Below are 20457 nucleotides of genomic sequence, written 5' to 3'. Positions count from 1 at the left end.
ACTGTGAATGACTCCCGGATCAAGGTCGCGCTCGTCTTCGGTGGACGGAGTAGTGAGCACGCGATCTCCTGCGTGTCCGCCGGCAGCATTCTGCGCAATCTCGACCAGGACACGTACGAGGTGGTCGCGGTCGGCGTCACCCCCGAGGGCGGCTGGGTGCTCACCGATGGCGACCCCGCGCAACTGGCGATCAGCGACCGCACATTGCCGCAGGTCACCGACGCATCTGGTACCGAGCTGGTGCTCGCCACCGATCCGCGTCGCGCGGGTCAATTGGTGAATGTTGATTCGAGCGCCGCCGGTCAGGTGCTGGCCTCGGTGGATGTGGTGTTCCCCGTGCTGCACGGACCGTACGGCGAGGACGGCACCATCCAGGGGCTGCTGGAGCTGGCCGGGGTGCCCTATGTGGGCGCCGGTGTACTCGCGAGTGCGGCCGGTATGGACAAGGAGTTCACCAAGAAACTGCTGGCCGCCGAGGGGCTCCCGATCGGCAAGTACGTGGTGCTCCGCCCGCGCGACACCACGTTGACCCTGAATCAGCGGGAGGACCTGGGGCTGCCGGTGTTCGTCAAGCCCGCTCGGGCGGGCTCGTCGTTCGGCGTGTCCCGGGTAACCGCTTGGCAGGAACTGCCGGCTGCCATTGCGCATGCGCGCCAGTTCGACCCGAAGGTGATCGTCGAGGCCGCCATCATCGGCCGGGAACTGGAGTGCGGTGTACTGGAATTCCCCGACGGGGACATTCAGGCCAGCGTGCTCGGCGAGATTCGGGTCGAGGGTGTGCGTGGCCGCGAGGACGGCTTTTACGACTTCGAGACCAAGTACTTGGACGACACCGCCGAACTGGACGTGCCGGCCAAGGTTGACGATGACGTCAGTGATCAGATCCGTGAGCTGGCGGTGGCGGCGTTCCGGGCGATCGATGGCCAGGGTTTGGCCCGGGTGGACTTCTTTCTCACCGATGAGGGCCCGCTGATCAACGAGATCAACACCATGCCCGGATTCACCACGATTTCGATGTATCCGCGAATGTGGGCGGCCACTGGCGTGGACTATCCGGCGCTGCTGGACGCGATGGTGCGCACCGCGCTAGCACGGGGCACCGGGCTTCGATGAGCGCTCACCCGAAGATCGTCTAGCGAGGTAGTTCAGCGGGGTAGCGGCACCGGGTCGGGTTTCACGGCGGGCAACGCCTTGGTGATGGCGTCGGACATCTCGATCAATGGCTCCGAACCTGAACCATCGGGCATGGTCAGCGCGATATAGACACCGCGGTCCACGGCGAACCAGGTGGTGGTCGCGATCGCGGCGTCCGTGACCCGGAACCACTGCACTGAGTTGATCTGCTCTACCGAGGTGCCGACGGCGAACTCGGCCGGTCGGTCGACACCGCAGCGAGCGACCACCGAATCCTTGCCCCGGCGCCACGCGGCCGTGGCGGGCGGCGTGGGCTCGACGATCTGCGCTCGCTTCCAATCGCCCGCCATATTGACCGGGTATGCCTTGGTCATATCTATGCAGAGCGGTGAATTGGCCTGTGGTGCAGGGATATTAGTGACGGCCATCGGCTTTTTGTCGTCCTGGAACTGTGCGAACTTCAGGACGCCGAAGAGCACGGCGAGGGCTGCGACCGCGCCGAAAACCGCGATACCGATGAGGAGCTTGCGTGGCGGGCCGTCGTCGGATTGCACGGGCCTAGACTAACCGAGTGCCAAATCTGGGCGATACCGGCGAGTTCGGCGTGATCAACCGGCTCACAGCGGGCCGTGTGCTCGGCGCCGACGTCCAACTCGGCCCGGGTGACGACGCCGCAGTGGTGCGTGCGCCGGACAGTCGAGTTCTGGTGTCGACGGATATGTTGGTGCAGGACAGACATTTTCGACTCGAATGGTCCTCGCCATCGGATATCGGCCGAAAAGCGGTGGCGCAGAACACCGCAGATATTGAGGCCATGGGTGGACGGGTCACGGCCTTTGTGGTCGCGGTGGGCGCGCCCGCCGAAACCAATATCGCATTCCTGGAGCAGCTCAACGAGGGAATCTGGGCCGAAGCCGCGCGGGTCCAGGCGTCGATCGCCGGCGGAGATCTGGTGGCCGCGCGTGAACTGGTGGTCTCGGTGACGGCGCTCGGTGACCTGCAGGGGCGTGCGCCGGTGACTCGCGACGGAGCCATCGCGGGGAACACGGTCGCCGTCTGCGGTGCGCTCGGCACCTCGGCAGCGGGCCTCCGGTTGTGGCAGGAAGAGATTGATCAGTTTCCCGAATTGCGTCAGGTACACCTGGTGCCGTCGCCGCCCTACGGACAGGGGCGCGTCGCCGCGTTGGCTGGAGCGACCGCCATGACGGATGTCTCCGACGGACTGCTGGCCGATCTGGGGCACATCGCGGAGTCGAGTGCGGTCCACATCGACCTGAGCTCGCCGAGTCTGGAGCCGTTTCTGGTGCCGGTGGCGGGCGCCTCGGGGCTGCTCGGGGCCGATCCCTGGGAATGGATCTTGACCGGCGGAGAGGACCACGCCCTGGTTGCGACGTTTCCCGGGACACTCCCGGCGGGCTGGGTCGCGATTGGCGAGGTGAGGACGGGAGACCCCGGGGTAACGGTCGACGGCGACGCGTGGACACGGCAGAAGGGGTGGGATTCGTTCGCCTGATGTCTTCGCGCAAGCGGCTCATCCGTGAGCTAAGTTGACTCATCGTGACTGCCCGACCTCTCACCGAGCTGATTGATCCCGGCTGGGCCGACGCGCTGGGACCCGTTGCCGATCAGGTGACCAAGATGGGGGAGTTCCTGCGCGAGGAGAACTCCTCGGGTCGCGGATACTTGCCCACTGGGGCAAATGTGCTGCGCGCCTTCACCTATCCGTTGGCCGATGTGCGGGTGCTCATTGTCGGGCAGGACCCATATCCGACGCCCGGGCACGCCATGGGTCTGAGCTTCTCGGTGGCCGCCGAGGTGAGGCCGGTGCCGCGCAGCCTGGCCAATATCTTCGACGAGTATCAGAGCGACCTCGGCCTGCCCAAGCCTGCCAACGGCGATCTCACGCCCTGGTCGCAGCAGGGAGTCATGCTTTTGAACAGGGTGCTGACGGTACAGCCGGGCAACCCGGCCTCGCATCGAGGAAAGGGCTGGGAGGCGGTGACCGAATGTGCGATCCGGGCGCTGATCGCGCGGGACACACCCTTGGTGGCCATTCTGTGGGGACGTGACGCGGCGACGCTCAAGCCGATGCTGGGGCCCGGCGTGCCCACCGTCGAATCGGTGCATCCGTCACCATTGTCCGCCTCACGCGGATTCTTCGGCTCCAAACCATTTAGCCGTGCCAACGAATTGCTGGGCGGATTGGGCGGCCGGCCGATCGATTGGCGGCTGCCGTAATGCGTTGGTCGACGGGCGCATTGACCGCCGCGGGTGGACTGGCCGCGGCCTTGGCGACCGGTGGTACTGCGCTGCGTACCCCGGCCGTGGTCGAGCGGCTCAACGGCTGGGCGGCCCGCCGGCTCACGGAGGAACAGTGGGCCGACCCGTACTCGGCGATCCTTCCGACGCCCATCAGCGGCGACGACTTCTACAGCGACCCTGGTGATCTGAGCCTGCTGGCGCCGGGCGAGGTCATTCGTGCCGATCAGGTGTCGCCGCGGCTTCCATTACGCAAGGCGACCATGCAGCGGATCATGGTGCGTTCCACCGATACCGCGGGCAATGCCGTCCCCGTGACGGCCGCGTTGATCGAACCGGATCGTCCGTGGCATGGCCCCGGTGCGCGTCCGGTGGTGGTGCGTAATCAGGCGATCAACTCCCTGGGGCTCAAGTTCACGCCGTCGTATCGTCTGGCGCACCTCTGGTATCGGGACAACCCGCCGATGTTCCCGTTCCTGTCCGCCCAGAACTACGCCGTGCTGTTTCCGGATCATGAAGGGCCCCGGATGTCGTATGCGGCCGGCAAGATGGCGGGACATGCGGTACTGGACTCGGTGCGCGGAATGATTTCGGAGAGGCCGGATCTCGCTGATTCGCCGATTGTCATGCACGGATATAGCGGTGGTGCCATTGCCACCGTGTGGGCCGCGCAGCTGCAACCGACATACGCGCCGGAGCTGCGCATCGCGGCCGCGGCTGCGGGAGGCACCCCCACCGATTACGCCCTACTGCACGGCAGCATGAATCGCGGTCTTGGGGCGGGGCTGTTCTCTGCCGCCGTCATTGGTCAGGCTCGCGAGTTCCCGGAGTTGGCGACGATTTTCGGTGAATTCGCGCTCTACGGCGCGATCCGGGCCAAGGACTTTCCCCAGCCCCCGCTGGCCGCAGCCGGTCTGCTGCGGTTCGACTTGGACCTGCTCTCATCGATCGAAGCACCGTTCGAATCGGAGCTGGGACAACACGTTATCCGCGCCAACCGCCCCGGTGACCTCACGCCGACGATGCCGGTGCTGCTGTATCACGGCTCGCGCAGCAAGGCGATCGGCGATCTCTTCATTCCCGAAAAAGGCGCCCTGGCGCTGCGCGATACCTGGCGCGCCAACGGTGCCGACGTGGACTACTGGGCTTTGCCCGGTGAACACATCACCGCGGATATGGTCGCGATCCCGTGGGTCATGAACTGGATCCGCAAGAAGCTGCAGGGCTGAGCGAAGACCGTCGAACTCGGCCAGATCTACGGCCAGACAGGCTTGCGCTTGCCGACGAAGGCATCGACACCCTCGATACCCGTGGGGCTGACCGAGGCCTCCGCGATGCTGGCCTGCTCCAGGTCCAGCTGTGCGTCCAGGGTGTTGTTCGCGCTCAGGCGCAGCAGACGACGGATGCGGTTCTGCGCCTCACGCGGACCGGCCGCGAGCTTCTCGGCGGCGGCCACAGCGGTTGCCTGTACCTCGTCGTCGGACACCACGCGGCTCAGCAGTCCCATGGAAAGCGCCTCGGGCGCCTCGACGACGCGATCCGTCAGCAGGATGTCCGCAGCGCGGGCCTTGCCGACCACGCGGGGCAGTGCCCAGGACATGCCACCGTCCGAGGAGTACCCGATTCCCGGGTAGGCGGCGCGCAGCTTGGTCGACTGGCCACCGATCGCGATGTCGGCCAGCAGCACCAGGCTGAGGCCACCACCGGCAGCCCATCCGTGTACCGAGGCCACCACCGGACGATCTGCGCCGTTCACCGCCCGCACGAACTCATGCAGGCGCCCGGCGAGGTCGGTGAGCTTGGCCGAGCGGTCCTCGGCGGCGGCGAAGTCGCGCACATTGCCACCCGCGCAGAAATTGGCCCCGCTACTGGTCAGCAGGATCGCGCCGACCTCGGCGGGTAAGTCCTGCAGCACAGGAACCGCAGCGTCGATGCCCGCGAAGTCCAGTGAGGTACCGGCCGCCGCAGTGGCGATGGTGATGTGCAGAACGCCGTTGCGCACGGCGACGTACTCAGAAGACTGCGAAGACACAGTGGTTACGACCCGTCAGGCGCCGCGGACTACCTTGCCGGCCTTGATGCAGGAAGTGCAGGCGTTAACGCGCTGCTTGTTGCCACCGGGGGAGGTGACGGCGTGCACCGTCTGGATGTTCGGGTTCCAGCGACGGTTGGTACGCCGGTGCGAGTGCGAAACCGACTTGCCGAAGCCGGGTCCCTTGCCGCACACGTCGCAGACGGCAGCCATAGTGAAACTCCTCAAGTTCGCGATTACGGCCGCCTTCTCAGCTCTTCGCGCACGTACTCATCACGAAGCCAGAGCCGGGGCGGCCCACAACCCTGCAAGAATAGCCTGACCGGCCTGTGAACACCAAAATAGGCGTCAATGTGGCCCCCGCCAGCAGGGGATCCCCAGCTTCGGCGAGACCCTTCAACTCTGTCAGCTCCGATAGATAGGCTTTCTCACATGCAGCTCTCGGTGTTGGACAGCGCTGCGCTGCTCCATTGGGCGCGGGCGTCAGTCGACGGCCTGATCGCTCGCAGCGACGAGATCAATCGGCTGAATGTGTTCCCGGTCGCCGACGCCGATACCGGTACCAACATGCTGTTCACCATGCGTTCGGCGGTGAACGCTGCCGAGGCACTGGGGGAAAGCGCCACGGTCGCACAGGTCGCGGCGGCGCTGGCCCGGGGCGCAGTCCATGGCGCCCGTGGGAACTCGGGGGTCATCCTGTCGCAGATCGTGCGAGGGATCGCCGATGCGGCCGCCGACCAGGACGCCATCGGGGCCGAGGTGGTGCGCCGGGCGCTTCGACAGGCCTCGCAGTTCGTGATCGCTTCGATGAGTACGCCGGTCGAGGGGACCATCGTGTCGGTGTTGGCCGCTGCCGCCGAGGCCGCTGACCGAGCCGCCACCGACGGCGTGCACGCCGACGATCTCGCCGGCCTCATCATCACCGCCGCCGATGCCGCAGTGGCCGCGCTGGAGAAGACACCCAAGCAGCTCGACGTCCTCGCCGATAACGGTGTGGTCGATGCCGGGGCCCGCGGTCTCGTCGTCATCCTCGACGCCTTGGTGTTGGTGGTGGCAGGGGAGCTGCCCGCGCGCCGTGAGTACAGCCCGTCGCCACCCAAGAACGCGCCGTCACAGGTGTGGGTGGCAGGGCCCGGGCGCGGTTCGAGCGGGCTGAATCTGGATCCGCCACGGGAACTGCCGCCGGAGTTCGAGGTGATGTACCTGTTGTGCGGGTGTGATGAGCTACAGATCGCGGATCTACGAACGCAACTCGACGGGATGGGCGATTCCATCGCCATCGCCGGAGATGGCGACATGGGGTATTCCGTACATGCACACGTGAACGACGCCGGGGCGGCCATCGAGGCCGGGATGAAGTTCGGTATTCCGCAATCGATCCAGATCTCGTCACTGCGCGGCGATGTGGGTGGGGGACATCACGATGGGCGTCACCGGCACCGCCGGGTGTTAGCGCTGGCGGAGGGCGACGGTGCGGCCACGCTGTTCTCCAGCGAGGGTGCCCAGGTGTTGCGCGTTGACGAACCTCCCGCGAGTGCGAAACGTCTCCTGGATGCGGTAGTCGACAGCGGCGCGCACCAGATCATGGTGCTGCCTAATGGATTGATGTCGCCGGAGGAACTGGTGGCGGTCTGTGCCGCGGCGCGCGGATGGGGGATTACGGTCATTCCGCTGCCCTCGGCGTCCATGGCGCAGGGACTGGCGGCGCTGGCCGTGCATGACCCGGAGCGCATGGCAGTCGACGACAGCTACACCATGGCGCGGGCAGCGGGCGCTACCCGGTTCGGGTTGGTCAGGGTGGCCACCGAGCGTGCTCTCACCTGGTCCGGTACCTGCGAGCCGGGAGACGCGATGGGCATCATCGGCGATGAGGTGCTCGTGCTGAACCACGATGTCGCCAATGCCACAAAGGCTTTGGTGAGCATCATGCTGTCCTCCGGTGGAGAGCTCGTGACGGTGCTGCTGTCGGACAAGGCGGATGAGTCCCTTGCCGACGCATTGATCGAGCACACCCGATCGCACCACGGCGGTGTCGAGGTGATGATTTACCGCACCGGGCAACACACCGACGTCGTGCACATCGGCGTGGAGTGAGAGGTCATAGCAGGGGATAGATGGCGCAACTTTCCGATCGTCTCGATCATATTTTGGGGCACAAGGCATCCGACGTTCTCGACGCTGAGTTCGGTCTGCTGACCGTCGAAGACCTGCTTCATCATTACCCGCGCCGGTACAGCACCGATTTCAGTCTGCGCGACGAGCAGGACGGTGAACGCGCCAAACCCGGTGAGCACACCACGCTGGTGGGGTTCATCACCTCGGCGGAACTGAAGAGCATGCGCAACCGCAAGGGGCAGTTTCTCTCGGTCATGCTGGGAAGCGCCCCGCATGCCGTGCAGGCCACGTTCTTCCATCCGCACAAGGTGAAACGTGATCTGCAGGTGGGCAACCGGGTGATGCTCTCGGGTGCGGTCGGAGAATTCCGGGGTAAGCCTCAACTGACCCACCCCGACTATCTGGTGCTGGAAACCGCGCTCGGTGAGAGCACCGAAACGCGGGGGAGTACCGCGCTGCGCGGTATCGCCGGAACGGCGCGCGATGCGTCTACGGCCATCTCGGCGTTCGAGCGCAACGTGTTTCCGATCTATCCCGCAACCAAGAACCTGGAAAGCTGGGACATCTACCGGTGCATCGACCAGGTGCTTGCCCAGCTTGATCCGGTGCCCGAGGCGCTGCCGGAAGCCGTGCTGGCAGAGCACAACCTGATGTCCCTGGACGAAGCCCTGCGCAAGATCCACATGTCGGAGGACTCCTCAGAACAAAAGCAGGCGCGCAGGCGCCTGGCGTTCGATGAGGCGCTGGGTCTGCAACTCGCGCTGGCCATACGGCGCGGCAGTGACATCGGATCGGCGGGTCCGTCCATGCCGCTCACCGCAGGGAAGCTACGTGAGGATCTACAGCGCCAGCTGCCCTTCGAGCTCACCGAGGGACAGCAGCAGGTTGTCGCCGAAATCGGGGAGGACCTTGCCGGGGTCAAGCCGATGAACCGGCTGCTGCAAGGAGAGGTGGGTTCCGGTAAGACCGTCGTCGCGCTGCTCGCGATGATGCAGGCCATCGATGCCGGTTATCAGTGCGCACTCTTGGCTCCCACCGAGGTGCTGGCCGTTCAGCACGCCCGGTCGTTGCGCGCGATGCTCGGATCTTTAGCCACCGCAGGCGAACTGGGAGCTCCCGACGACGCGACCAGCATCGCGCTGCTCACCGGATCGATGTCGCCGGCGCTCAAGAAACAGGTCAAGGCCGATGTCGCGACCGGACTTGCCGGCATCGTCATCGGGACCCATGCGTTGTTGCAGGACTCGGTGGATTTCCACAATCTGGGTCTGGTGGTGGTCGACGAGCAGCACCGGTTCGGCGTTGAGCAGCGGGATCGGTTGCGGGCCAAGGCCCCCGACGGCATCGTGCCGCACTTGCTGGTGATGACGGCGACTCCGATCCCGCGCACGGTGGCGCTCACGGTGTTCGGCGATCTGGAGACCTCGACATTGCGGGAGTTGCCGCGTGGGCGCCAGCCCATCACCACTACCGCGGTGTTCACCCGCGAGAAGCCGGGCTGGCTAGCGCGCGGTTGGGAGCGAATTGCCGAGGAGGTGGCCGCGGGCAGGCAGGCCTACGTGGTGGCCTCGCGGATCGACCCGGACGACAAAGATTCCGGCCCTGAGGATGCAGAAGAGAAGCGCCCGCCGCCGGTGCCCGTCACCGACTTGTACGAAACCATCCGCGGTTCACTGCTGCCGGGGCTGCGCATTGGACTGCTGCACGGTCGGCTGCCGTCGGAGCAGAAGGATGCCGTGATGACGGCGTTAAACGCGGGTGAGATCGATGTTCTGGTGTGTACCACCGTGATCGAAGTGGGCGTGGACGTTCCCAATGCCACTGTGATGCTGATCATGGATGCGGATCGATTCGGCATCAGCCAGCTGCATCAGCTGCGTGGTCGCGTGGGCCGCGGTGGCAACAAGGGTTTATGCCTCTTGGTAAGTCCTAGCAGCCCTGCGGGTTCGGCAGGACGGCGATTACGTGCGGTGCAGGACACCCTGGACGGGTTCACCCTGGCCGAGCTGGACCTGGAGGAGCGACGCGAGGGCGATGTCCTGGGTCGCGACCAGTCCGGCCGCGCGGTGAATCTACGGCTGCTTTCGCTGATGGATCACCGCGACATGATCGAGACCGCCAGAGACATGGCGGTACGGGCTTGCGCCGAGGATCCCGCGCTGACGCGACAACCGGCGCTGGCAGGTATGGCGCGACGCTTCCTGATCGCCGATCAGATCGAGTACCTGGACAAATCGTGAGGAACCGCACCGTGCTCATTGTCGCGATCGCTGCGGCGATCGCGGTGGTGGTGGCATACCAGGTTTCGGCCCGGTACCGGCTGCAACGTGCCAATGTCGTTGCTGGGCAATCGAACATTCCGACTCTGGCTCCCGGCCAAGATCCGCTAGCCGGGGTGATGGTGATACCCAAGCGGGTGCGAGGCAAGGACTATCAGCGTGCCGAGTTCGGCGATGCCTGGTCCGATGACACCGACGCTCCCGGTGGACGCAATGGTTGCGACACGCGCAACGACATCCTGAACCGCGACCTGACCGATAAGAGCTTCGTGTTCACGCACAGATGTCCCAGTGCGGTGGGTGCCGGGATGCTGCACGATCCCTACACGGGAGCGTTGGTGGCCTTTGCTCGCGGGCCGAAAAGCGGCGAAGCAGTCCAGATCGATCACATCGTTCCGTTGGCGTACGCGTGGGACATGGGCGCACGCGAGTGGCAACCTTCGATGCGCTGGCGCTTTGCCAATGATCCCGCCAATCTCATCGCTGTGCAAGGGCAAGCGAACAAGGACAAGGGCGATGCGGGGCCTTCGGGATGGATGCCGCCGAACAAGGTGTTCTGGTGTCAATACTCCATGCAGTTCGCGGAAGTGGTTCGTGGATATCATCTTTCACTCGATGAGCGATCGGCCAGAACCATCCGTGAGGCGGCGCACACCTGTCCGCATTGACGAATGTGGGACGCCGTCGTGATCACCCCTTGGGCAGCACTCGCGCCGCTCGGCTTGCCGCGTATTCCCGGCTGTAGAGAGATTCCCTGTCGTAAATCCCCAACCTGCGTCCCACGACCGGGAGAGTGCGGGTAAGCCACGCTATGAGCTTTGTGGTTCCGGTGGCGAATGGCAGCATCTGCATGAGGGCGGCCAGGAAGTCCTGATCGGTATCGATCCGCGCGATCCGCCATTCTCCGTCCTCCTTGCGGAGGATGTACCTGTCGACACCACAGCCGCGAACCGGCTTGCGCGGCCACGGGATTGTGCTGCTCCAGAAGAACCGTGTAGATCCTGAGTACGGAAAAGCCGCCCGTACCTGACCGTTGAAGAAGTCGTAATAGGGCAGGTGAGTGTCTGTTCCGTCCCACGGATAAAAGCCGAGTTCTCGTGTGAACAGATACCCGAATCGCGCGAAGTCTCCGGTGTAGCTGCGGCCGTGAAATTCCAGTTGGCCTGTGTTGGACATGGTCCACACCAGGTCCTCGGCCCAGCAGTCCTCGAGTGCTTCGGGGGAGTCGTCGTTCCAGGCTGCGAACCACTTGCACCAGAACTCTGCAATCCCTTCCAGCGGGAAGCCGGCGGCGACGTACATGTCTTCCTGCTCTTTGCAACGACGCAGGAATGGCTCGACGAGTGCTTCGGATTCGGCGACCGGCGCGTGAACCCGGCCGGGGGGAGCCTTTATGCCCCAGTCCGAACGGTACGAATCCTGGTTCCTCAACTCGGTGTTGGTCACGGCGTTCCTTCCTGTGATGGCTTGTGTGTGAGGTGTTTACGCTTTGGTGATGGTGGCGGGCACGCCACCTTTGACTAGCGTCGATAAGCTGAAGAATTGTTGGGGTTGCCACCCTGGCCGCAAGTGCAAGCGATAGCGCTGGAAGATGATCGCCAACAAATACTGAGCCATCATGTAGGCCATACCAGTGCCCATACAGTGGTGTGGTCCGGCGCCGAAGGCCTGGAATGCCAGACGTGGACGCGCATTGACCCGGTCTTGATCGAAGAATTGCATCGGGTCATACACTTCGGCGTTCTCGCCCCACCACCGCGGATCGCGGTGAACCACGTATAACGAGCTTGCTACCAAGGTGTATTTGGGGATGGGGTAGCCCCCGAGCTCGGTGTCCTCCATCGCGTATCTCGGGTTGATCGGGGCGCCCTGGAGCCGTTGTCCCTCGTCGAAACATGCGCGTGCCCAGGGCAACCTGGGTAGATCGTCGGGCGTCGGCACGCTGCCGCCAAGAACCGCGATCTCGTCATAGAGACGCTCCAGATGTTCCGGATGCTGCAGCAGCAGTGCCAGCGTCCATGACATCGATGCGACGATCGTTTCGTAACCGCCACCGATCGCCGACATGATCTCCGAGTACACGTCGACTTCGGTAAGCGGGTTGCTGGGGTCGTTGCGTCCGGCGAGCAATATGTTGAGCAGGTCCGCATCATCGGTGGGATTGGCACGTCGGTCCCGGATCATCTTGCGGATGGTTCGCACGAGATGAACCCCGGAGACCGTCAGATTTTCCTTGCCGCGTAGCGGGAAGATGTTCGGCGGCGTCGCCAGAAACAATCCAGAGGCGATGGCGCGCATCACCGATCGGGTCGCGGTATCGGCATGCAGGACTTCTTCATCGGACAGTCTCGTCGAGAACATGGCGTACATGAATGCCGGGAGCACGACCTTCGGCAACTCAGCTTGAAGGTTCACCTCCTGGTCGGTACCAGCGAGTGCGAGCCATCGGTCGATGCGGTCGGAGAACACCTCGACGAACTTGTCCGACACCACCGCGAGGTGTTTCTTGCCGAACATGGGCATGAGTTTTTTCCGTCTGTCGCGAAGTGCCTGGCCCTCGAGGACCTGGACTGGACAGCCCACGCTCGTTACTGCCTTGTGAATTCGCTGGCCTTGGAGTGGAGCGGACATGCTGTATTTGAGTTCGGTGTCCTCCATAAACTCGCTCACCAGGTCGGGGTGGTTGGCCAGGATCAAAGGATGTATGGGTAGCGGCACCCGATAGATGTCCCCATATCTGCGATGGCAGTCCTGTAGGAATTTGTACGGGTTGCGCGCCATAGGAATCGCGGAGCCTATGAAGGGCAATCCGATGGGACCTGGTGGAATTGGTCGGTCGCGGCCGCGACCGGTGAGCAAGCTGAAGGATGCACGGAGTGGCTTGCGGGTGGGCCAGAACGGATCGTCTTTCAAGGATGCGATCACCGCGCGACGGCCAGCGGTCCACCGAGGTGACGTCACCGCCCGAGGTGCGTGGTCGACCGTTCCAGCATCGTCGTTGCGGCGGTGTGGCGGGCAATGGGTCGCAGCAGTGGTCAACATCAGTCCTTTCCGCGGTGGATCTCAATGGCCCCCGAGGGGCAGATCTGGCTGGCTTTAGTTGCGTCGTCAAGTAATTCGTCACTGGTCGTCCCGGTCGCGACGCTCGTGCCGTCGGCGTTCTCCATAAACAGTTGCGGATAGGAGCGGTAGCAATAGCCGGCTCCCATGCAGACGCCGTCGTCGACGGTGACGGAGAAGAGTTGTTCTAGCATGAGACATTGGACTTTAGATGTAACAATGTCTCTACGTCAAGAGGTAACATTGTCGACTGTGGATCTAGGCGCGATGTGGTCGCAGTGGTCTTCTGGGCAAGTAGCCCCGGAGGATGACGAGCGAGAGCGGCTTCTTGATGCCGCGCGTGCTGAGTTCGTCGCGCACGGTTTCCGTCGGGCAGCTGTGGCGGATATTGCTAAGCGGGCCAAGGTTTCTCGACAGACTCTGAACCGCCGGTGTGGCGACAAAGACGACATGGTGTCGTCTGTCGTCGGTCGTGAGGTGCTTCAGTTCTTTCTCCAATTGGCGCCATTACTGGATCTGGGGGACAAGGTCGAGGACCAGGTTGTCGAGGTGTTCGTTACTGGAATGCGCGAGTGTCGGGTGAATCCGGTGGTTGCGGCTCTCAAGGAATATGAGGCCGAATCAATGTCGCTGAGACTGTTTGAGACCGAACACGGCAACTACCAGGTGGCACTTTCCGTTCTCGCCATGCGGTTGATGGGGGACGGGTATTCCGAAGCGGGCGCTAAGCAGGCTGCCGAACTCATCATGCGGATTACCGCGACTCTTTTGCTGGCTCCGTCGAAGGTTCTTCGCGCGGAGACGGATGACGAGGCAAGGAATTTCGCCGTCACCTACTTCGTCCCAGTGTTGAGGGCAGCGCGCGCCGTTACGGAGTAATGCGCGCCGTTGCCGGCATGTTGCTCACGCCGCTATCCCTAGTTTCGACAGGCGTTCAACGCTTATGGTGGCCCTGGTGAAAGCCTATTGGCGCCGGGCAAAGGACGCTCAACATCATTTTCACTGAATATGGTCTGACTGGGTCGGGTCTCGCGGAAGTGGTTCGTGGATACCATCTTTCGATCGACGAGCGATCGGCCTAAACCATCCGCGAGGCGGCGCAGACCTGTCCACAACCGTTGAATCTGTGATAGACAGGAACGGAAGCCCGAACAGGTGGTGGTCATTGATGAAGAGAGTTCGGTGGGGCTGGTTACTTGCCATTGTGGTCATGTGCGCCCTGTTTAGTTCGCCCGTTGGCATACCGTCAGCCGCTGCTGCGGCATGTCCCGATGTTGAGATTGTCTTTGCGAGAGGCACTTTCGAGCCTCCGGGCGTCGGCGGCACCGGAGAGGCATTCGTCAGCGCGCTGCGTGCGCGCACCAAGGGCAAGTCGGTGGAGGTCTATCCCGTCGAGTACCCCGCGTCCCTGGCCTTTGCGACCGCGGCTGACGGTGTCATCGACGCCAGCAACCGGGTTAAGGATGTTGCGGCGCGGTGCCCCAACACCAAGATCGTGCTGGGTGGCTTCTCGCAGGGTGCGGCAGTGGTGGCCTACACCACGGCGGACGCGGTGCCCCCGGGCTTCGAGCTGCCAGAGGGGATCACCGGGCCGATGCCACCCGAGGTGGCCGACCACGTCGCGGCGGTGGCGCTGTTCGGCAAGCCGTCCACCGGATTCCTGCAGCGTATCGACAACACGGCCCCTCCCATCAACATTGGGCACCTCTACGCGGACAAGACTGTCGACATGTGCAACCCCGAGGATCCGATTTGCTCCCCGGACGGCAACGACAACACCGCGCACGGCTCCTACGGAGACAACGGGATGACCAACCAGGCCGCTGACTTCGCAGCCCGGCAGATCGCCTCGACGGCGGAGTTGGCTAGCGCTTCTCGATGAGTTCGATCGTCTCCTCGATCACTGCGATATCGGACGCCCCTGGCGCGAGGATCAATTAACGCGTCGAGCCTGTACTGCTTCGGGTCCGTCGTCGTTCGGTCGGGTCCAGTGTCAGCACGCCAAGTCAACCCTGCCGAATATGAGACGATTATGTCGCATATGAGATACCGCTATTCGCGGAGCAACCGGGAGGGCAAATGGCTGTGAGCCGTGACAGCTTGTTGCATGCGGCGGCTGTCTTCTTGGGTAGACAGCCGGCGGCGACCATGGATGAGATCGCGGCGGCGGTGGGAGTGAGCCGCGCGACGCTTCATCGACATTTTGTGGGCCGAGCCGCATTGATAGAAGCATTGACCGTGCTGGCGGTGACCAGTATGGAGTCGGCGTTGGCCGGAGCGCGGTTGACCGAGGACTCGGCGACCGACGCCTTGGAGCGGCTGGTCGGGGCCTGTGAGCCGATAGCAGACCAACTGGTTCTCATATATGCCCAGTATCAGAATCTGGACCTTCCCGAGACTCTTGAAGGCTTTTCAGGTGTTGAGGGTCAGATCACCGCGCTGTTTGCGCGAGGGCAAAAAACCGGCCAGTTCCGTACCGATTTGACGGCGGTGTGGCTTACCGAAGTCTTCTTCAGCCTGGTCACCGGCGCGGCCTGGGCCATCCAGACTGGAAGGGTCGCCCGCCGAGATTTCTCCCACATGATCGCCAGTCTGATGCTGCATGGGGTGAACACTCCCTGAGGCGTCAGTGGGCGATACTGGCTGTGCCGCCTATCGATTTCGCTTACCACTGGCAACCACTCTGAGCACGTCCACATAGCCTCAGGCCTGTTTAGCGTTTTGGGCAGGTTGGTGGTGCCGGCGGACCGCCATGGGCTGCTAGAAACTGTTGTTGTTCACAGAAGGAATCGTAGAGGGGTTCTATGTGGCCCTGTCCGGGTAAGACAAGGTCCTCAATTTCCGACCCTTGTTGGCGGAGACTATCGATAAGTTTGAGTGTGCCGGCCGTGGGGACGATAGTGTCGGCATCTCCGGTAATGATTAATACAGGACCATTAGTAGGTCCGTTGTCCGGATTTCCATATATTTTTAGGCGTTGGCTTAACTCTGCAATGGTTTGAGAATCATGAAGAAAGATATCGGCTCCGGGCAGATTTCTTGTGTTATTCAGTAGGTCAGCTAGACACGTATTGTTTCGCACCTCGTCCATGATTTTCTGTCCTTGTGGAGACAAAATCTCTTCCAGATGTATGTTTTGATCGGCGGCGGCGGCCCCGATCAAAACAAAGAGGTCCAGGGCGGGAGCGAATGGGTCTGTGTCCGTCCCGTCGATCACCGCCTGAAGCGCACTCTCCGCCGAGTTGCCTGGACCGATCGCAATCACGGCCTTAAGGCCGCTGGGCTGCTGACCCTTGACGCCTGCACGTGTGGCGGACAGTGCTGCCGCCCCACCTTGCGAGTGTCCGATGACGAACCAATTCTCGGACAAATGGGGGTTGATTTGGCGGACGGCCGGGACGATATCGGCCACGGCATTACCTTGGTCGATGGCACCCATGTAGGTGTGATCGCCGGGGGTGCCTAAGCCGATATAGTCGGTGGCCGCGACTGCGTAGCCGGCATTCAATAGTGACTTCACGTACTCCCCGTTAAATTCGCCACCCATCGTGGGGGAGTGGGAGGGGGCGCAACGGTCCGCGATACCCACTGTTCCGTGCGCCCAGGAAATCAGTGGCCAGCCGCCGGCGGGTACTTCTCCGTGTGGAATCAGTAAAACGCCGCTGACAACTACATCCTGTCCCCGTGAATTCACTGAGCGATAGAGAAGGGTTACCCGACTCGACGCCCTTAAGCCCACGTCCGATCCCTGGTCGGCCGAGGCAATCAGATCGCCACGATTGCCTTCGGGTAAGGGGGACGGTACTTCGTAAGTGCCCTGAGAATCCGTACTCACCTGGAAATTCATGTGTGCCCGCTCCGGTGATGATTGAGGCGAGGAACACCCCGCCAGTGCTCCGGCCAACATCAGCACTCCGGCAACTGCGCCCCATCTCCGGTCAAAATTCATGGACACCACAACAACTCCTTAAACGGGCGTGACCCGCCCATGCATGCGCCATAGTCGGCTCAAATGATACACCATTGTCTCATTGGTGCGGGGTCCTCGCTGCACCGCGAACTTCAGAGGAGAAGTCATTTCCTCGCGGACAAGTTCCTCGGGCGGCATCTGAATCACACACTGTTCGAGGACCTTTCGCTGCTACGTCCCGGCTTGCCACCGATTGCCGGGCAGAGGGAAATGCCCGCGGCGTGGGCGATCAACTCACCCGGGGTCAGCGCGTCTGGATGAGTTCGACGGTCGCCTCGATCACCGCGATATCGGACGCCCCCGGCACGAGGATGAATTCATCGAGCCCGGCCTCCTCGGCTCCGTCGAGGGTGCGGTTCAGCGCGTCGGCATCGAAGTTGGTCAACGTCTTCGGAACATTCTCGGCTATCTGCGGTCCGAAGATGGCGAGGTAGTCGCTGGTGAACTGTTTGAGTTCGGACTGGGCGTCGGGAATCCCCAGCGTGTAGAAACACCCGCTCGACAGCAGCGGCGGTTCGGCATGCCCAGCCTGCTGCCATGCCGCGCGTGCGGCCCCGGCGGAGTAGGCAAGCTCGGAGGGTGCCCCGGAAACGCTGAAGCCGGTGATGCCGTCAGCCCATTGTGCCGCGCGGGCCAGCGATTTCGGACCGATCGCGGCGGCGACGATGGGAGGGCCGCCGGCCTGAACAGGTGCGGGGCCCACTGGGTCGGCACCTTCGAACGGAGGCTCACCCCGCCAGAGCCGCCGCAGCTCGGCGACTTGGTCATCGAGGCGCTGGTGGCGTCGGTCGAAGGACGCGTCCAACGATCGGTAGTCGTGTTCGCGGCCGCCAACACCCACCCCCAGGGTGAACCGGCCCTCGGACAGCACATCCAGCGTCGCGGCTTGTTTCGCGACCAGCGGCACCGGATGCGCCGGCAGCACAGAGACATTCGCGAGTATCCGGATGCGTTCGGTGACCGCCGCCGCTGCCGCGAGCGTCACCCACATCTCCTGGTTGTGATACGAGATCCGCTCACCGGAGGAGATCGTGGAGAACCCTCCCTCCTCGGCGCGGCGGGCCCAGGTGATGGTCGACTCGCGGGTGTACTGCCGGCACATGAAGGGCAGGGCAATGCCGATATCCATACCGGCAGCCTAGGAGTACTCGCTACGGTTACGTCGTGAGCCCTTTACGCGACCTCGCCCTGCGTGTCAGCACCGCCGCGACACCGCACATTCCCCTCGCGATTCGACGAGCGATGGCCGGTCGCCAGGTGATCATCGACGGCAACATCCTCGATCCGTCTACTCAGCTGTTGCTGCGCGGAATGGAACTGATGGGAGAGGGCGAGATCACCAAGGGCGAGGACGTTGAGGAGAGTCGCGCCAACATCCGGAAGCAGTCGGCGCTGCTGTCGTTCAGCACCCCCGTCGGGCAGGTACGCAATTTCTCCATTCCCGGGCCTGCCGGCCCCATCCCGGTCCGGCACTACCGGCCGGTGGTCGAGAACACCGGTGCGGTGCTGGTGTTCTTCCACGGCGGCGGCTGGGTGATCGGCGATCTGGAGACACACGACCAGGCCTGTCGACAGACCTGTCGTGATGCCGGCGTCCCGGTGCTGTCGGTGGACTATCGGCTGGCCCCCGAACATCCGGCACCTGCCGCGATCGAGGATTGCCTGGCCGCCTATCTCTGGGCCGTTGAGCATGCCGGTGAACTCGGCGCCACACCCGACAGGGTTGCGGTGGGCGGTGACAGTGCGGGCGGCAACCTCGCCGCCGTTGTGTCGCAGCAGGCGCGCGACACCGGTGCACAACTGCCGCTGCTGCAGTTCCTGATCTATCCGGCCGTCGACTTCACCGTGCGGCGGCCGTCGCGCGATCTCTTCGCCGAGGGCTTCTTCCTTACCAAGGCGGCCATGGACATGTTCGAAGGTCACTACTTCGACGGGTCCGATGTCGACAAGTCCGACCCCCAAGTGTCACCGATTCTGGCCGCGGACCTGGCGGGATTGCCCCCGGCACTCATCACGACCGCGGGCTTCGACCCGCTGCGCGATGAAGGCAACGAGTATGCGGAGAAGCTGCGGGCCGCCGGAGTGCCGGTGGACCTGCGGGTACAGGGGTCGCTGATTCACGGCTTCTACAACATGGCCCGGCTGCGCGGCGCTCCGGCGGCGGCCGTGGACGAGCTGACCTCGGCGCTGCGCGCACACCTGTCTCGCTAATTTCTGCCCGGTAGGCTGTGCGCGTGGCCAAACCGAAGCAACCCCCCAGCTACGACCTCAAGAAGTCGGAGCAGCGCCGAAGCCAGCTGATCCAAATCGCGCTCACGGCGATCGTCGTGTTGTTCGCCGCGGGGCTGGTGGGTTTCATCGTCATCAAGAACAAGAAGGACCCGGGGCCGCCCGCTCCGCCCGCGGGTGAGGTCAAGGCGGTCGAGGTGGTCACACCGGGGCCGGCCAAACTCATCACCAAAGAGGGAACCACCGACCCCAAGGTCGTCCTGACTCTGATCGAGGATCCGATCTGCCCGGCGTGCGCCATGTTCGAACAGGAATTCGGGCCCACCGTCAAGAAGCTCATTGATACCGGCGCGGTGCGTGCCGACTACAACATGGTGGGGATCCTGGATGTGCCCCGGCTCAAACGCGACTATTCGTCGCGGGCTTCGGCGGCGGCCTACTGTGTGGCCGACCAGTCCGACGAGCTGTTCCTCAAGTTCCACTCCGTGCTCTATGACCCGAACAAGCAGCCCGATGAGGTCAACGCCAAGACCTGGCACGACGACAAGTGGTTGATCGATCAGGCCAAGGCGGTGGGCGCGTCCGATGCGGTATCCAAGTGCATCAAGGACAAGAAGTACATCAACATGGTCAAGGAGCTCGGCCCGAAGCTCAACATCCAGGCCACACCGACCATCCGGATCAACGGCAAGGACTGGGAGCTCGGGCGGGACGCCACCCCGGCAGACCTGATCAAGGCCGTTACGGACATCACCGGACCTGTTCCGGGCCTGACGTGACGATCCGCCCCGCGACCGCCTGGTACGTCCTGGCCGCCGGGGTCGCCGGGCTGGCCGCCGCGCTGGCTCTGACCATCGAGAAGATCGAGATCCTGCTCGACCCGACGTACGTCCCGTCCTGCAGCCTGAACCCGATCATCTCCTGCGGCTCCGTGATGACGACCGAGCAGGCCTCGGCCTTCGGATTCCCCAACTCGCTCATCGGCATCGTGGCGTTCACGGTGGTGCTGGTGACGGGCGTGCTGGCGGTCGCCAAGGTGGAGCTGCCACGCTGGTACTGGGGTGGTCTGGCCATCGGAAGCCTGCTGGGCGCGGCCTTCGTCCACTGGTTGATATTCCAGAGTCTGTACCGGATCGGTGCGCTGTGCCCGTACTGCATGGTTGTGTGGACGGTCACGATTCCGCTGTTGGTGGTCAGTACATCGATTGCCTTGCGGCCATTGGGATCTCATCGCTGGGCGAGGGTCCTCTACCAATGGCGATGGTCGCTGGTGGCTTTCTGGTACGTCGCGGTGATCCTGGCAATTGTCGAGCGATTCTGGGATTACTGGATCACACTCGTCTGAACCGAATTGTGAAGTTCAGCGGACGCGCGTTCGC

21 protein-coding genes are annotated in these 20457 nt (G+C 63.5%); 13 read left to right on the top strand and 8 right to left on the bottom strand.

Translation table 11 applies throughout. From position 1 onward, the window contains the following. Nucleotides 1-3: 3 nt before the first annotated feature. Complete coding sequence (locus DSM43276_RS15435) at nt 4-1113, top strand: D-alanine--D-alanine ligase family protein (protein WP_078329752.1); 1110 nt, start codon at nt 4-6, stop codon at nt 1111-1113. 32 nt (nt 1114-1145) lie between these two features. On the opposite strand, the gene DSM43276_RS15430 is transcribed toward DSM43276_RS15435, so the two are convergent. After that, a complete protein-coding gene (locus DSM43276_RS15430) occupies nt 1146-1688 on the bottom strand; it encodes a DUF3515 domain-containing protein (protein WP_078329753.1) in 543 nt (180 codons plus the stop codon). 17 nt (nt 1689-1705) lie between these two features. On the opposite strand from DSM43276_RS15430, the gene DSM43276_RS15425 reads away from it, so the two are divergent. From DSM43276_RS15425 to DSM43276_RS15415, 3 genes are read left to right on the top strand one after another with little or no spacing between them, the layout of a single operon-like run. Further along, complete coding sequence (locus DSM43276_RS15425; protein WP_078329754.1) at nt 1706-2647, top strand: thiamine-phosphate kinase; 942 nt, start codon at nt 1706-1708, stop codon at nt 2645-2647. Between the two features lie 44 nt (nt 2648-2691). After that, nucleotides 2692-3372: a uracil-DNA glycosylase gene (locus DSM43276_RS15420; RefSeq protein ID WP_078329755.1), complete on the top strand. Its 681-nt coding sequence runs from the start codon at nt 2692-2694 to the stop codon at nt 3370-3372. Beyond that, nucleotides 3372-4622, top strand: coding sequence for a lipase family protein (locus tag DSM43276_RS15415; protein WP_078329756.1), 1251 nt, complete (start codon nt 3372-3374; stop codon nt 4620-4622). The genes DSM43276_RS15420 and DSM43276_RS15415 overlap by 1 nt, the downstream gene beginning before the upstream one ends. Before the next feature lie 26 nt (nt 4623-4648). Here the strand turns inward: DSM43276_RS15415 and DSM43276_RS15410 are convergent, their stop codons facing one another. Then, the gene (locus DSM43276_RS15410) at nt 4649-5425 is read right to left on the bottom strand and encodes an enoyl-CoA hydratase/isomerase family protein (RefSeq protein WP_078329757.1); all 777 of its coding nucleotides are present in this window, start codon (nt 5423-5425) and stop codon (nt 4649-4651) included. 15 nt (nt 5426-5440) lie between these two features. Further along, entirely contained in the window at nt 5441-5638 is a 198-nt protein-coding gene (rpmB, locus tag DSM43276_RS15405) for a 50S ribosomal protein L28 (RefSeq protein ID WP_005056915.1), read from the bottom strand. 219 nt (nt 5639-5857) lie between these two features. Between rpmB and DSM43276_RS15400 the strand changes: the two genes are divergently transcribed. The 3 genes from DSM43276_RS15400 to DSM43276_RS15390 are packed head-to-tail and all read left to right on the top strand — an operon-like array spanning nt 5858 to nt 10487. Further along, nucleotides 5858-7519, top strand: coding sequence for a DAK2 domain-containing protein (locus DSM43276_RS15400; RefSeq protein ID WP_078329758.1), 1662 nt, complete (start codon nt 5858-5860; stop codon nt 7517-7519). Between the two features lie 20 nt (nt 7520-7539). After that, nucleotides 7540-9780 carry an ATP-dependent DNA helicase RecG gene (gene recG / locus DSM43276_RS15395; RefSeq protein ID WP_078329759.1) on the top strand — a complete coding sequence of 747 codons (2241 nt, stop codon included), beginning with the start codon at nt 7540-7542 and terminating at the stop codon, nt 9778-9780. Further along, on the top strand, nt 9777-10487 hold the full coding sequence (locus DSM43276_RS15390; protein ID WP_078329760.1) for an HNH endonuclease family protein: 711 nt from the start codon (nt 9777-9779) through the stop codon (nt 10485-10487). Before recG ends, DSM43276_RS15390 begins: the two co-directional genes overlap by 4 nt. Before the next feature lie 22 nt (nt 10488-10509). Here DSM43276_RS15390 and DSM43276_RS15385 read toward each other — a convergent pair whose 3' ends face one another. The 3 genes from DSM43276_RS15385 to DSM43276_RS15375 all read right to left on the bottom strand — a co-directional run bounded on the left by DSM43276_RS15385 (nt 10510) and on the right by DSM43276_RS15375 (nt 13073). Beyond that, on the bottom strand, nt 10510-11265 hold the full coding sequence (locus DSM43276_RS15385) for a nuclear transport factor 2 family protein (RefSeq protein ID WP_078329761.1): 756 nt from the start codon (nt 11263-11265) through the stop codon (nt 10510-10512). Between the two features lie 36 nt (nt 11266-11301). Further along, entirely contained in the window at nt 11302-12633 is a 1332-nt protein-coding gene (locus DSM43276_RS15380; protein ID WP_268807873.1) for a cytochrome P450, read from the bottom strand. 227 nt (nt 12634-12860) lie between these two features. Continuing rightward, nucleotides 12861-13073 carry a ferredoxin gene (locus DSM43276_RS15375; protein WP_078329762.1) on the bottom strand — a complete coding sequence of 71 codons (213 nt, stop codon included), beginning with the start codon at nt 13071-13073 and terminating at the stop codon, nt 12861-12863. 58 nt (nt 13074-13131) lie between these two features. On the opposite strand from DSM43276_RS15375, the gene DSM43276_RS15370 reads away from it, so the two are divergent. The 3 genes from DSM43276_RS15370 to DSM43276_RS15360 all read left to right on the top strand — a co-directional run bounded on the left by DSM43276_RS15370 (nt 13132) and on the right by DSM43276_RS15360 (nt 15501). Further along, complete coding sequence (locus DSM43276_RS15370; protein WP_078329763.1) at nt 13132-13758, top strand: TetR/AcrR family transcriptional regulator; 627 nt, start codon at nt 13132-13134, stop codon at nt 13756-13758. 289 nt (nt 13759-14047) lie between these two features. After that, complete coding sequence (locus DSM43276_RS15365; protein ID WP_078329764.1) at nt 14048-14761, top strand: cutinase family protein; 714 nt, start codon at nt 14048-14050, stop codon at nt 14759-14761. A 197-nt stretch (nt 14762-14958) separates the two neighbouring features. After that, complete coding sequence (locus DSM43276_RS15360; RefSeq protein ID WP_078329765.1) at nt 14959-15501, top strand: TetR/AcrR family transcriptional regulator; 543 nt, start codon at nt 14959-14961, stop codon at nt 15499-15501. A gap of 91 nt (nt 15502-15592) precedes the next feature. Here DSM43276_RS15360 and DSM43276_RS15355 read toward each other — a convergent pair whose 3' ends face one another. After that, nucleotides 15593-16828, bottom strand: coding sequence for an alpha/beta hydrolase family protein (locus DSM43276_RS15355; protein WP_234803037.1), 1236 nt, complete (start codon nt 16826-16828; stop codon nt 15593-15595). Between the two features lie 265 nt (nt 16829-17093). Then, nucleotides 17094-17978, bottom strand: coding sequence for an LLM class flavin-dependent oxidoreductase (locus DSM43276_RS15350; protein WP_078329767.1), 885 nt, complete (start codon nt 17976-17978; stop codon nt 17094-17096). A gap of 35 nt (nt 17979-18013) precedes the next feature. On the opposite strand from DSM43276_RS15350, the gene DSM43276_RS15345 reads away from it, so the two are divergent. From DSM43276_RS15345 to DSM43276_RS15335, 3 genes are read left to right on the top strand one after another with little or no spacing between them, the layout of a single operon-like run. Then, nucleotides 18014-19060 (top strand): alpha/beta hydrolase, encoded by a 1047-nt coding sequence (locus tag DSM43276_RS15345; protein ID WP_078329768.1) that lies wholly within the window; start codon nt 18014-18016, stop codon nt 19058-19060. 23 nt (nt 19061-19083) lie between these two features. Further along, the gene (locus tag DSM43276_RS15340) at nt 19084-19857 is read left to right on the top strand and encodes a DsbA family protein (protein ID WP_078329781.1); all 774 of its coding nucleotides are present in this window, start codon (nt 19084-19086) and stop codon (nt 19855-19857) included. Further along, complete coding sequence (locus DSM43276_RS15335) at nt 19854-20423, top strand: vitamin K epoxide reductase family protein (RefSeq protein WP_078329769.1); 570 nt, start codon at nt 19854-19856, stop codon at nt 20421-20423. Before DSM43276_RS15340 ends, DSM43276_RS15335 begins: the two co-directional genes overlap by 4 nt. The last annotated feature ends 34 nt before the right edge of the window (nt 20424-20457 follow it).

Source organism: Mycobacteroides salmoniphilum (assembly GCF_004924335.1).
Lineage (GTDB): Bacteria > Actinomycetota > Actinomycetes > Mycobacteriales > Mycobacteriaceae > Mycobacterium > Mycobacterium salmoniphilum.
Note: the sequence above shows the minus strand (reverse complement) of the source record. Positions and strands in the feature narration are given on the sequence as shown.

What these genes read in the sequence shown, in the direction of transcription:
- DSM43276_RS15415 (WP_078329756.1), top strand. Translation starts at nt 3,372, where the DNA reads ATGCGTTGGTCGACGGGCGCATTGACCGCCGCGGGTGGACTGGCCGCG.
- rpmB (WP_005056915.1), bottom strand. Translation starts at nt 5,638, where the DNA reads ATGGCTGCCGTCTGCGACGTGTGCGGCAAGGGACCCGGCTTCGGCAAG.
- DSM43276_RS15400 (WP_078329758.1), top strand. Translation starts at nt 5,858, where the DNA reads ATGCAGCTCTCGGTGTTGGACAGCGCTGCGCTGCTCCATTGGGCGCGG.
- recG (WP_078329759.1), top strand. Translation starts at nt 7,540, where the DNA reads ATGGCGCAACTTTCCGATCGTCTCGATCATATTTTGGGGCACAAGGCA.
- DSM43276_RS15375 (WP_078329762.1), bottom strand. Translation starts at nt 13,073, where the DNA reads ATGCTAGAACAACTCTTCTCCGTCACCGTCGACGACGGCGTCTGCATG.
- DSM43276_RS15365 (WP_078329764.1), top strand. Translation starts at nt 14,048, where the DNA reads ATGAAGAGAGTTCGGTGGGGCTGGTTACTTGCCATTGTGGTCATGTGC.
- DSM43276_RS15360 (WP_078329765.1), top strand. Translation starts at nt 14,959, where the DNA reads ATGGCTGTGAGCCGTGACAGCTTGTTGCATGCGGCGGCTGTCTTCTTG.
- DSM43276_RS15355 (WP_234803037.1), bottom strand. Translation starts at nt 16,828, where the DNA reads ATGAATTTTGACCGGAGATGGGGCGCAGTTGCCGGAGTGCTGATGTTG.
- DSM43276_RS15350 (WP_078329767.1), bottom strand. Translation starts at nt 17,978, where the DNA reads ATGGATATCGGCATTGCCCTGCCCTTCATGTGCCGGCAGTACACCCGC.